The sequence below is a fragment of the Mycolicibacter heraklionensis genome (assembly GCF_019645815.1).
GTDB lineage: Bacteria > Actinomycetota > Actinomycetes > Mycobacteriales > Mycobacteriaceae > Mycobacterium > Mycobacterium heraklionense.
On record NZ_CP080997.1, the window covers coordinates 3,969,651 to 3,981,964 of the forward strand.

General features: G+C 71.3%; 9 protein-coding genes. 3 read left to right on the forward strand and 6 right to left on the reverse strand.

Translation table 11 applies throughout. The annotated features are described in order from the left end of the window. Positions 1-49 precede the first annotated feature (49 nt). Both K3U94_RS18815 and K3U94_RS18820 read left to right on the forward strand, forming a co-directional pair. Entirely contained in the window at positions 50-991 is a 942-nt protein-coding gene (locus tag K3U94_RS18815) for a class I SAM-dependent methyltransferase (protein ID WP_220694695.1), read from the forward strand. Next, complete coding sequence (locus K3U94_RS18820; RefSeq protein WP_047320743.1) at positions 991-1,914, forward strand: class I SAM-dependent methyltransferase; 924 nt, start codon at positions 991-993, stop codon at positions 1,912-1,914. The genes K3U94_RS18815 and K3U94_RS18820 overlap by 1 nt, the downstream gene beginning before the upstream one ends. Before the next feature lie 80 nt (positions 1,915-1,994). Here the strand turns inward: K3U94_RS18820 and K3U94_RS24315 are convergent, their stop codons facing one another. Next, positions 1,995-6,998, reverse strand: coding sequence for a PE family protein (locus tag K3U94_RS24315; RefSeq protein WP_275564532.1), 5,004 nt, complete (start codon positions 6,996-6,998; stop codon positions 1,995-1,997). A gap of 462 nt (positions 6,999-7,460) precedes the next feature. On the opposite strand from K3U94_RS24315, the gene K3U94_RS18835 reads away from it, so the two are divergent. Further along, a complete protein-coding gene (locus K3U94_RS18835) occupies positions 7,461-8,693 on the forward strand; it encodes a serine hydrolase domain-containing protein (RefSeq protein ID WP_220694696.1) in 1,233 nt (410 codons plus the stop codon). Positions 8,694-8,711: 18 nt separating this feature from the next. On the opposite strand, the gene K3U94_RS18840 is transcribed toward K3U94_RS18835, so the two are convergent. The 5 genes from K3U94_RS18840 to rpsE all read right to left on the reverse strand — a co-directional run bounded on the left by K3U94_RS18840 (position 8,712) and on the right by rpsE (position 12,305). Then, positions 8,712-9,017, reverse strand: a complete 306-nt coding sequence (locus K3U94_RS18840) for a DUF732 domain-containing protein (protein ID WP_047320741.1) — start codon at positions 9,015-9,017, stop codon at positions 8,712-8,714. An 87-nt stretch (positions 9,018-9,104) separates the two neighbouring features. Continuing rightward, on the reverse strand, positions 9,105-10,877 hold the full coding sequence (gene sppA / locus K3U94_RS18845; RefSeq protein WP_220694697.1) for a signal peptide peptidase SppA: 1,773 nt from the start codon (positions 10,875-10,877) through the stop codon (positions 9,105-9,107). A 104-nt stretch (positions 10,878-10,981) separates the two neighbouring features. After that, on the reverse strand, positions 10,982-11,425 hold the full coding sequence (gene rplO, locus K3U94_RS18850; protein ID WP_047320740.1) for a 50S ribosomal protein L15: 444 nt from the start codon (positions 11,423-11,425) through the stop codon (positions 10,982-10,984). Then, on the reverse strand, positions 11,425-11,613 hold the full coding sequence (rpmD, locus tag K3U94_RS18855; protein WP_047320739.1) for a 50S ribosomal protein L30: 189 nt from the start codon (positions 11,611-11,613) through the stop codon (positions 11,425-11,427). Before rpmD ends, rplO begins: the two co-directional genes overlap by 1 nt. Positions 11,614-11,615: 2 nt before the next feature. After that, entirely contained in the window at positions 11,616-12,305 is a 690-nt protein-coding gene (rpsE, locus tag K3U94_RS18860) for a 30S ribosomal protein S5 (protein ID WP_082134210.1), read from the reverse strand. Between the last annotated feature and the right edge of the window lie 9 nt (positions 12,306-12,314).

The following is a 12,314-nucleotide window of genomic DNA, read 5'->3' on the forward strand; positions in this document are numbered from 1 at the left end:
ACTCGACCGGCATAGCTAGATAGAAGCTAGAGAGATAGGAGTGTGCACCATGGCAAGTACCGGCCGATTTCCTGGAGACACCTGGGACCTGGCTTCCAGTGTGGGCATCACCGCCACCGGGGTGGCCGCGGCTCGTGCGGTCGCCAGCCGGGCCGACCGTCCCCTGATCAACGACCCCTTCGCCGAACCCCTGGTACGCGCCGTCGGCGTGGATCTGTTCACCAGGTTGGCCAGCGGTGAGATCGCCCCGGAAGAATTCGGTGACGAGGCACCCGCGGGCCTCGCCCGGATGGCCGACAACATGGCAGCGCGCACCCGATTCTTCGACGACTTCTTCACCGAGGCGACCCATGCCGGCATCCGGCAGGTGGTCATCCTGGCGTCCGGGCTGGACTCACGCGCCTACCGCCTCGACTGGCCGTCGGGCACCGTCGTCTACGAGGTCGACCAGCCCGAGGTGATCGACTTCAAGACCCGGGTGCTGGCCGAGCAGGGCTCGGAACCGACAGCCGACCGGCGGACCGTCTCGATCGACCTGCGCGATGACTGGCCGGCGGCGCTGCGAGCGGCGGGCTTCGACCCCGCCCTGCCGACCGCCTGGAGCGCGGAGGGCCTGCTGGGCTACCTGCCACCGGAGGCACAGGACAGGCTGCTGGACACCGTCACCGCACTGAGTGCACCGGGCAGCCGGATCGCCACCGAGAGCATCCCGGGCCTCGACGCCGACACCGAAGAACAGGCCCGCCGTCGCATGCAGGAATCCGCGGAACGGATGCGCAGCCACGGGGTGGACATCGACATGGCCGAATTGCTCTATTTCGGGGACCGCAACGAGGCGGGTAGTTACCTGGCCGGCCACGACTGGCGGGTAGACAGCCGCGGCGTCGACGCACTGTTCGCCGAGTACGGGCTGCCACCGCTGGATATCGACGAGGAGCCCGGCTTCGGCAAGCTGGCCTACATCAGCGCGGTCCGGGGAGGAGGACAGTGATGGAACGCACCGGCGGTGCACGATCCCTTGGGGACAGCTGGGACCTGGCCTCCAGCGTGGGCACCACCGCCACCATGGTCGCCGCCGCCCGCGCGCTGGCCACCGCGGAGGCCGAGCCGATCATCTCCGACCCGTTCGCGGCGCCGCTGGTGCGCGCGGTCGGTATCGACTTCTTCACCAAGATGGTCGACGGCACGCTGGACCCGGCGGTGGCCGCGGAGGCCAAGTCCGCCGCCGGCCCGATGACCGCCGTGATGGCGGTGCGCACCCGGTTTTTCGACGATTTCTTTCTGCAAGCCGCGGACGCCGGCGTCCGGCAGTCGGTCATTCTGGCCGCCGGACTGGATTCGCGGGCCTACCGGCTGGGTTGGCCGCAGGGCAGCGTGGTCTACGAGATCGACCAGCCGGACGTGATCGAGTTCAAGTCCCGCACGCTGGCCGACCTGGGAGCCCAGCCGATCGCCGATCGCCGCGCCGTGGCCGTTGATCTGCGCGACGACTGGCCGGCTGCGTTGCGCGACAGCGGTTTTGACGAGACGAAGCCCACCGCGTGGAGCGCGGAGGGCCTGCTCATCTATCTGCCGCCGGAAGCGCAGGACCGGCTGTTCGACCACATCACCGCGTTGAGCGCCCCGGGCAGCCGGCTGGCCACCGAATACCACCCCGACGGCGCGGCCGCGCTGAGCGGCTCCAACCAGTCGCTGGGTCAGCGGTTCGCCGACCAAGGTCTGGATCTCGACATCACCACCCTGGTGTACGCCGGCGAGCGAAACCCGGTCGGGGCATACCTGCGCGAGCGCGGGTGGCAGGTGCGCGAGCGCGGCCGAGAGACGGTGTTCGCCGACTACGGCCGCGCCTTTCCCGACGGTGAGATCGTGGCGCGGCTGCGCAATTCGGTTGCGATCGAGGCGATTCGGCTCTAAACGGCACCTTGCCACGACAACGCCTGTGGCCGCCGGTCGAAGGACCGGCGGCCATAGGCGTGTTGCGGGGCGCCCCGCTATCAGCTCGGGGGAATGACCCCGCCGCCCTTGCCGCCCTCACCGGGCTGTCCGGGCGGGCCCGCCGTGCCGCCGCCGGCAGCAGCGCCGCCACCGCCGGCCGGCCCACCCGGCCCGGCGGCTCCGGGACCACCCGGAGTGCCGTCGGTGCCGTTGGCACCGTCTTGGCCTGAGGTGCCGTTGGGGTTGTTGGCCGCGCCGCCCTTGCCGCCGTAGTTGCCGCCGGCCGCGTTCCCGCCGCTGCCGCCGTTACCACCGCTACCGCCGTTGCCGCCGGCGCCGCCGTTGGGGTTGGCGTCGCTGCCGTTACCGCCGCTGGCGCCGGCACCACCAGCCCCGCCGTCGCCGCCCCTGCTGCCATTGCCACCGGCGCCACCCTTGCCGCCGTTACCGCCGTTACCGGAGTTGCTGCCGCCGAGGCCGCCGTCGCCACCCTTGCCGCCGTAGCCGCCGTCCGCGCCGTTGGAGCCGTTGCCGCCGGTGCCGCCGGTGCCGCCGGCACCCGCCGACTGGCCAGGAACACTGCCGCCGTCGGCGCCGGTACCGCCCGTACCGCCGTTGCCGCCCTTACCGCCGATCCCGGTGCCGTTACCACCGGTACCGCCCGTGCCGCCGTTGGCGTCGCCGGACTGGGTTCCGTCGGTACCGGTCGATCCGGTCCCCCCGGTCGCGCCGGGTCCGGTGGGCGCGTTGGCGCCCTTACCGGCGTCACCGCCGTTGCCGCCGTTGCCGTCGGCACCCGCGTTGCCGCCCTTACCGCCATTGCCGCCGTACTGGCCGGTGCTGGTGGCGTCGGCACCCTTGCCGCCGTTACCGCCGTTGCCGCCGGTACCGCTCGATCCGGCGGAGCCGTTCGCGGCTTGGGTTCCGTCACCGCCGATACCACCGGCGCCGACGGTGCCTGCGGTACCGCGGTCCCCGCCGTTACCGCCGTTGCCCCCGTGGCCGCCGTGTGCACCCGATCCGGTGGTGTTGGTGGCGATCCCGTCGCCGCCGTTACCACCGTTGCCGGCATTGCCGGCGTTACCGGCGTTACCGCCCTTGCCTCCGGCGCCGGCGGTGCCGCCGCCACTGGCCCCGGTACCGGCCGCGCCGCCGTTGCCGCCGGCGGCGCCGTTACCGCCGTTACCGCCACTGCTGGCGTCGCCGCCGGCGGAGCCGTCCGGGTTCGCACTGGTGCCGTTGCCTCCGGTGGTGCCGTTGCTGCCGTGGCCGCCGTTGCCGCCGTTGCCGCCCGCACCGCCGGCTCCACCGTTGCCGCCGACACCGGAGTTGGTTCCGCCGAGACCGCCCGCACCGCCGTCGCCGCCGGCGGTGCCGTTGCCGCCGTTGGTGCCGTCCACGTTCGGGTTTGTGGAGTTGGTGCCGTTGGCGCCGTTGAAGCCCTTGCCGCCCACACCGCCGTCGCCGCCGCGGCCGTCGGGGCCGGCGTTGCCGCCCTTTCCACCGTTGCCGCCGGTCTGGCTCGCGTTGGTCGCCGCGCCACCCCTACCGCCTGCGCCGCCGTCGCCACCGGTCGCATTGGCGCCCGTGGCGCCGCTCGCCGCCTGGGTGGTCCCGTCGCCGCTGGTTCCGCCCTGGCCGCCGGCCCCGGCCGTGCCGCGCACGCCGCCGTCGCCGCCGTCGCCACCGTTGCCGGCCGCCGCACCGGCACCGCCGCCCAGGCCGGCGCCACCGACCCCGCCGTTGCCGGCGTTACCGGCGTTTCCGCCCGCGCCACCAACACCGCCCGCGCCGGCCTGCCCGTCGTTGCCGTTGGTGGCAGTGCCGCCGGCACCACCGTTGCCGCCGCCACCGCCCGTACCGCCGACACCACCGTCACCGGCGTCGCCGCCGGCCGTACCGTTGCCGCCGGGCACCGTGGCGTCGACACCGGCGGTGCCGTTGGCGCCGCTTCCGCCGATCCCGCCGACGCCACCGGCCCCGCCGATCCCGCCGTTGCCGGCGTCACCGGAGGTGGTTCCGCCGGCACCACCGGCGCCACCATTGCCGCCCTTACCGCCATCGCCGCCGAGGGTGCCGTTGCCGTTGCCGTCGGTCACGCCCGCCAGGCCGTTGGCGCCGGTACCCCCCGCGCCGCCGTCACCACCGGTGCCGACGGCTCCGGCGTTACCGCCGGCACCGCCGTTGCCGCCGTTGGTTCCCGGGGCGGTGGCGTCGAAGCCTCGACCACCGTCACCGCCGTCTCCTCCTGCAGTGGCGTCCGCGCCGGCGGCGCCGTCGCTTCCGGCGGCACCGCCGCTGCCGCCGGTGCCGGCTCCGGCGCCGGTTCCGCCCAGGCCGGCCTCACCGCGGTCGCCGCCGTCACCGCCCTTGCCGCCGTCGGGGTTGTCGGCGTCACCGGCGGCACCCGTTCCGCCGTTGCCGGCGTTACCGGCGTTTCCTCCGTCACCGGCATTGCCGCCGTCGCCGTTGCTGCCGCCGTTGCCGTTGGCGGCGGTGCCGGCGTTACCTCCCACGCCGCCGTTGCCGCCCACACCGCCGTTACCGCCGTCGCCGCCGTTACCGCCCGCGCCGTCGTCGACACCGGCCACGCCGGTTGCACCGTCCTGGCCGGTGCCGCCGGCACCACCGGTGGCTCCGTTACCACCGTTGCCGCCGTCACCGGCGTTACCGGCCAGCGCGCCACCATTACCGCCGGCGCCCCCGGCACCACCAGCGCCCCCGGCGCCACCGGTACCGCCCGATGCGCCGGGCACATCGCCATCAGCGCCCAGTGCGCCCAGCGCGCCGCTACCGCCGGCCGCGCCGTTTCCGCCGTTGCCGATCAGGCCGCCGTGACCTCCGGCACCGCCGGCGCCGCCGTCCGCGCCTGGAACGGCGTCGGGGTCGGTCGAGGCGTCATAACCCGCACCGCCGTTACCGCCGTTGCCGTGAATTCCGGTCACTCCGGTCCCGGCGACGCCGTCGAGACCGTCGACGCCGCTGGCCGGGTTACCGCCGGTCCCGTGCACACCGCCAATACCGGCGTTGCCTGCGGTGCCGGGGTTACCGCCGTTGCCGCCCTTGCCGCCGTCGGGGTTCTCCGCGTCGCCGGCCGCGCCGTTGCCGCCGTTGCCGGGGGTGTTGGCGTTGCCACCGTTACCGGCGTCGCCGCCGTTGCCGTTGAGTCCGACCACACCGTTGTAGACCACGCCCGCGTTGCCACCGTTACCGCCGGCGCCGCCATCGCCACCGCTGCCGCCGTGGCCGCCGTCTTGGCCGTCCTGGCCGGGGAAGATTCCGTCGGCGCCGTGGGCGCCCGCACCGCCGTCGCCGCCGTCCGCGCCGTTTCCGCCGTTGCCGCCGTTGCCGGAGTTGCCGGCGTCTCGACCGCCGGCACCGCCGTTACCGCCGTGGCCGCCGTAACCGCCGACCTTGCCGTCCACTCCGGCGTCGCCGGGGTTGGCGCCGTCGGCACCGGCGGCGCTGTCGCCGCCGTGCCCGCCGTTACCACCGTTGCCGCCGTCGCCGATCCGCCCTGCGGCACCACCGTTTCCGGCGGCGCCACCGTTTTGGCCCTGGCCGTCGCTGAGCACGCCGCCGTTGCCGCCATTGCCGCCGTGACCACCGTTGCCACCGCTGATCGCCACCGCGCCGGCCGCGCCGGAGGCGGCACGCGTGCCGTCACTGTTCAGGCCGCCGAGGCCCGCGACGCCGGCGATACCACGGTCACCGCCCGCGCCGCCGTTACCACCGTCACCGGCGGAAAGGCCGGTTCCATCGTTGCCACCGTTGCCGCCGTTGCCGCCGTTGCCGGCATTGCCGGCGTCACCGGCGCTGCCGCCGGCCCCGGCCACGCCGGAAGCCCCAGCCGGGTGAATACCGAGGAATCCACCGGCGCCGCCCTTACCGGCGTTACCACCGGCACCACCGTTTCCGCCGTTACCACCGTCGCCGGCGTCCATACCGTCTTGACCGGGAAGGCCGCTGCTGACGCCGGCACCGCCGGCGTTGGTGCCGTGCAGGCCGTTCTGACCGTCACCACCGGCACCACCGTCGCCGCCGATTCCACCATTGCCGCCGTTGCCTGCGGCGCCGAACAGCAAGCCCGCCCGGCCGCCGGTACCACCGTTGCCGCCGATACCGCCGAAGCCGCCGTTGTCACCGCTCGCGCCGAACGTGGCTCCGTCGGCACCGTCGCCGCCGAAACCTCCGGCACCACCGGCGCCGCCGGCGCCACCGTTGCCGATGAAGATGGCCGCACCGCCAGCACCACCGAAACCACCAGCGCCACCACCGATTCCACCGGCACCACCAGCGCCGCCCAGGCCACCGTTGCCCAGCAGCCAGCCGCCGGCACCGCCGTCCCCGCCGGCACCGCCGTCCCCGCCGGCACCGCCGTCGCCGCCGGCAACGCCGTCGAGTCCGGCGCCGCCCGCGCCGCCGTTGCCGATCAGTCCGGCCGCTCCACCGATCCCGCCGTCGGCATTGATGGCGTTACCGGCAACCCCGGCGCCACCGTCACCGAACAGGAACCCGCCATCGCCGAGGTTGCCGAAGATTCCCGAGCTGCCCAGCAGCGAGTCATTGACGCCGTCGAAGCCGTCGATGCCGTTGCCGATCAGCACCCGACCGAACAGGTCGACGAAGGGCTGGTTGACGATGTTGAGCAACGGTTCGGCGTAGCCCATCAAGTCTTGGCTGATGGCGTACAACGGCAGATACACGTAGTTCTGGAAGCCCGAGTAGAGCAGGTGGTCCAGCTCCGCCAGCCACGGGCCCAACGGCTGGGTGGGGTCAAAGGCGAAAATGCTCGAGTCGAACGCGGCACCCGCGTCGAGGCCGGCGAGGATGTCGGCCGATGACCCGGTGAGCCACAAGTCCGAGCCCACGGACCAGGATTCGAACACCTCCAGGATCGGCTGCGAGAACAGGTCGTCGAAGTCAGCGGTGGCAGCGGGAGCACCTGCCACCGGACCCACTCCGAAAGCCAGGAAGGCGCCGACTGCGCTACCCGCGCCGGCCACCCGCCGAGCGACACCACCTGAACGGTTACCCTGCCGACCTTCACGACTCTGCTTCATGCCGAATTCCTCAATTCCTGAATTCACGCCAATTAGTCGTCGGTTCCGCTGGAGTACGCCAACCGCGACTTGGCCTGCCCGCGCTGCAAGTTAGCCGAATTTGACGCTTGCGACGAATTGAAAATTAGGTATCTGCGGAGCCTCCTGCGGCAATAAACCATGACTGACCTGAGAATTAGCCGAAATTGAGAGCTGGGTCATATGGGCGACATCATTGTTTACCGATGCGTGTGACCGTCACCACAAGTAGGTAATATTGCTTACATATTGGCCCCCATATGCGAAATAGCGAGACCCCCATAAAAATGACTACGCGGCCCATCGGGCAAACTCGCGCACTGGCCGACGGGATTCCTGATCCCCGAGCACCGAGGTGTCCTGAACGGGACGACCGCGCGGGCTCGGAGCGCGGCTTTCACCATTCGGGGATAGCCGGGTGACCGGCAGCGGTATAACCACCCCATGGTGCTCAAGGTCGCGGTTCCCCAAGGTCTGATCGGTGGAGACGTCGATGTGGGCTACGGCAAGGTCGCCGACGCGTTCCGGGCCAACTTCGCCAGCGGCCGCGAGGTCGGCGCCGCCGTCGCGGTGTACCGCGACGGCGTCAAAGTCGTCGACCTGTGGGGCGGCTACCGCGACGGGGTTGCGCGCGAGCCATGGCAGCCGGACACCATGGTCAACGTCTTCTCCAGCACCAAGGGCGTGGCGGCCCTGGCCGTGGCGCTGGCGGTCTCGCGGGGCCTGTTCGGCTACGACGACAAGGTGGCAACCCACTGGCCGGAGTTCGCGCAGGCCGGCAAGGGTGAGGTCACCGTCCGCCAGCTCCTCGGCCATCAGGCCGGGTTGAGCGCACTGAAGCCCGCACCGACCCTGGCCGACGTCGCCGCCCCGGATCGCCTGGCGCCCATGCTCGCCGCCCAGAAGCCGCTCTGGGTGCCGGGCACCCGGCACGGGTATCACGCGATCACGTTGGGCTGGTACGAGTCCGAGCTGATCCGTCGCACCGACCCGGCAGGTCGCACTCTGGGCCGGTTCTTCGCCGACGAAATCGCCGGCCCGCTGGGGCTGGACCTGTACATCGGCCTGCCGAACTCGGTCACCCGCGACCAAGTGGCGTTGTTGCACCAGTGGAAACGCGCCGAGTCCCTGCTGCACCTCAATGTGATGCCGGCCGCCCTGGTGGCCGCATCGTTCAACCCGTTCGGACTGCTGGGACGAGCGAGCTCCATGCCACGCGACATCAAGCCCTGGGACGGCGACTACAACCGGGACGACGTGCGGGCCGTGGAGATCCCGTCGGCCAACGGAATCGGTTCCGCGTCGGCGATCGCGCGACTCTACGGCGCCGCGGCAACCGCGGATCCCGCCCTGCCGCTGAGTCCCGGTGTGCGCGATGAGCTCACTGCCATGCCGGCATCGCCGTCTCGCGGCGAACGCGACAAAGTGTTGGGCGTTGAGGTGGTGTTCTCGCTGGGGCTGTCCAAGCCGGCGTTCGGCTCCGCCTTCGGTTCCTCGGATAAAGCTTATGGCACACCGGGTTTCGGAGGTTCTTTCGGATTCGCCGACCCCGACACCGGCATCGGCTACTCATATGTGATGAACCGCCTGGGTTTTCACCTCTACAGCGACCCTCGCGAACTCGCGCTGCGACAGGCGTTGTTCCGGGACGTGCTGGGCGCCCGACTGCAGTCCTAGCGGCCCACGGCGAACAAACTACATGTACTGCGGGCAGTAGTGCGCCGTCGAGATCGCGGCGAACTGGGCAGCCGTGTGAATGGTGAAGCCGGGGTTGGTGGTCTGCACCGCGACGACGGTGTCCATCGGCGACAGCCCCGCGTCCATCAGCTGACACACGGCGTGGCCGGCCGACACGGTGGCCTCGTCGTTGGCCCGGTGGCTCAGTCCGGCTCCGCTCAGGGTGGCCAGGAACTGGCCATCGATACCGGCGGGCGCGGCGTTGGCGGGAGCGGCCAGGCCGACCATCGCGCTCAGACCTGCCAGCAGCAGTAACCGTTTCATGGCTCTAAGGATGGCCGGGGCCCGTTAAAGACGTGTTACCGAGCTTTTACTGCCGCGAAGAGAATTGTTGATTCTGCGTTACGTGCTTTACCAGCGCGACTCCCCCAGCCACAGCACCTGCGCACCGTTGACCGAGCGTTCGACCTGGTCGACGAGCCCGGTCAGGGACCGCACCACCAGGTTGCCGACCGCATCGGACAGCGCCGCCGCCGGCTGCGAAGAGGGGCGCGGCCGGACGAACTCCCACCACGACGAGCCGGGGTAGGACACGGTGCGGACCTGCGCGTCCGCGTCGAGCCCGGCCAGCACCTTGGCACGTCGCACCGCCGTGCGCAGCCCGCCCAGCTCGTCGACCAGCCCCCGTTCGGCCGCGTCGGCGCCGGTCCATACCCGCCCGCGAGCGACCGCGTCCACCGCCTCGGTGGACAGGTTGCGGCCCTGCGCCACCCGCGCCACGAAGTCGTTGTAGAACAGGTCGGCCTCGGTCTCGACCTGCCCCTGCTGTTCGGCGGTAAACGGAGCGTTGATCGACCAGGCGTCGGCGTTGGCACCGGTGCGCACCGAGTCGGTGCCTACCCCGAGGCGGTCCTTGAGCTGACGGGCCACCAGTTTGCCGGTCACCACCCCGATGGATCCGGTGATGGTGCCCGGGTTGGCCACAATGGTGTCCGCACCCGCGGAGATGTAGTAGCCGCCGGATGCCGCGACCGCGCCCATCGAAGCCACCACCGGCTTGCCCGCCGCGCGGGCCTGCTGCACCGCCCGCCAGATGGTTTCGGACCCGGTGACCGAACCGCCCGGGCTGTCCACCCGCAGCACGATCGCGGCGACCTCATCATCGGCCGCCGCCTCTCGCAGCGCCGCGGCGATCGTGTCGCCACCGACGTTGCGGTTGCCCAACGGCGACAGCTGCGGCCCGCCCGTGCCGCTGACGATCGCACCGGACACCGTCACCACGGCGATCGCCGGCTTGGGCTTACGCCCGGGCAAGGCGGGACCAGACCCGCCGGCCGTGGCGTGGGCGTAGCGCCCCAGGTACAGGCGCGGTGGCGCGTTGTCGTCGTCGGCGCCGGCGATGTCCTCGGCTCCGGCCAGTTCGGCGATCCGGTCGTAGGCCTCGTCGCGGAATCCGATCCGGTCGATCAGGCCCGACTGCACCGCGTCGTCACGCAGCAGCGGCGCCTTGTCGGCCAGGGTGTCGATGACGCCGGCGTCGAGGTTGCGGGACTCGGCGACGGCCGCACGCACCTGAGCGTGCAGGCTCTGCACCAGAGCGGTGTCGGCCTCGCGGTGCGCCTCGGTGTAGGAGTCCTGAGTGAACAGGTTGGCCGCCGACTTGTATTCGCCCCGGGCGACGAACTGCGCCTCAATGCCGGCCTTATCCAGCGCGCTGCGCAGGAAGGTCGCGTTGGTGGCGAAACCGATCAACCCGACCGTCCCCGACGGCTGCATCCAGACCTCACCGAACGCCGAGGCCAGGTAGTAGGACAGCGTGCCCGGGTAGGTTTCGGCCCAGGCCAGCGACGGTTTGACGGCGGTGAACTCGGCGATCGCCGCCCGCAGCTCCTGCACCGGCCCGGCGGCCGCAGACGACAGCTGCACCCGGGCAATCAATCCCGCTACTCGCGGGTCTTCGGCGGCACGGTGGATGGCGGCCACCACATCGCGCAGCACCGGCGGCCGGCCACCGGAACGGATCAGCGCCAGCGGGTCGAAAGCCCCGGTCTCGTGGGGCAGCTCCTGCAGGTCGAGTTCGAGGATCACGCCGTTGGGCACGCCGTGGTGCCGGGCGGTGTCGATGCGACGGGCGACGCCGCGCAGGTCGTCCAGGCCGGGCACGCCGGTCAGCAAGGAGAACATGATTTTGAGCCTACCGGCGCCGTGCGACACCGCGACCAGACGCAGAATCGCACCCCACCAAGCGGTGGAGTGCGATTCTGTGACTTCTCGCGGCGCGGCGAGATCTACAGCTCGGTGGCGGTGCCTCCGGCTGCGGTGATCTTGTCGCGGGCGCTGCCGCTGAACTTGTGGGCGGTGACGTCGGCCTTGACCGTCAGCTTGCCGTCGCCGAGCACCTTGACCAGCGTGTTCTTCCGGACCGCGCCCTTGGCGACCAGCTCGTCGAGGCCGATGGTGCCACCCTCCGGGAACAACCGGTTGATGTCGCCGACATTGACGACCTCGTACTCGGTGCGGAACCGGTTGCGGAAGCCCTTCAGCTTGGGCAGCCGCATGTGGATCGGCATCTGCCCACCCTCGAACCGGACCGGCACGTTCTTGCGTGCCTTGGTGCCCTTGGTGCCGCGGCCCGCGGTCTTACCCTTGGAACCCTCACCACGGCCGACGCGGGTCTTCTTGGTGTTCGACCCGGGCGCAGGGCGCAGGTCGTGCAGCTTGATGGGCGTCATTATTTCTCCCCGGCCTCTTCAACTTCTACGAGGTGGTGAACAACCCGGATCAGCCCACGGGTCTGCGGGTTGTCCTCACGCACCACCGACTGGCGGATCTTGCGCAGGCCCAGGGTGCGCAGGCTTTCGCGCTGCTTCCAGCGTGCACCGATGGTGCCGCGGACCTGGGTGATCTTCAGGTTTGCCATGGTTACGCCGTGCCTTCCCGCGCCGCAGCGGCAGCCAGCGCTTCGCTCTCGCGGCGAGCCTTGAGCATCGAGGCCGGAGCCACGTCTTCGATGGGCAGACCACGTCGGGCCGCCACCTCTTCGGGACGCTGCAGCATCTTCAGCGCGGCGACGGTGGCGTGCACCACGTTGATCGCGTTGTCGCTGCCCAGCGACTTGGACAAGATGTCGTGCACGCCGGCGCATTCCAGCACCGCACGCACCGCACCACCGGCGATCACACCGGTACCGGGGCTGGCCGGGCGCAGGAACACCACACCGGCGGCGGCTTCACCCTGAACCGGGTGGGTGATGGTGCCACCGATCAGCGGGACCCGGAAGAAGCCCTTGCGAGCCTCCTCCACGCCCTTGGCGATCGCGGCAGGCACTTCCTTGGCCTTGCCGTAGCCGACGCCGACCAGGCCGTGGCCGTCGCCGACGATCACCAGCGCGGTGAAGCTGAACCGGCGACCACCCTTGACCACCTTGGACACCCGGTTGATCGCGACAACGCGCTCCAGGTAGTTGCTCTTGTCGCCGTCCCGGTTGTCACGGCCACCACGACCGCCGTCGCGGCCACCGCGTCCGCCCCGGTTGTCACGGTTGTCGCGCCCGTCGCTGCGGCTGCCCGTGTCGGGACCTGCCGAGGAGGCCCCTGTCGGCTGCTCCGCCATCATGCGGTC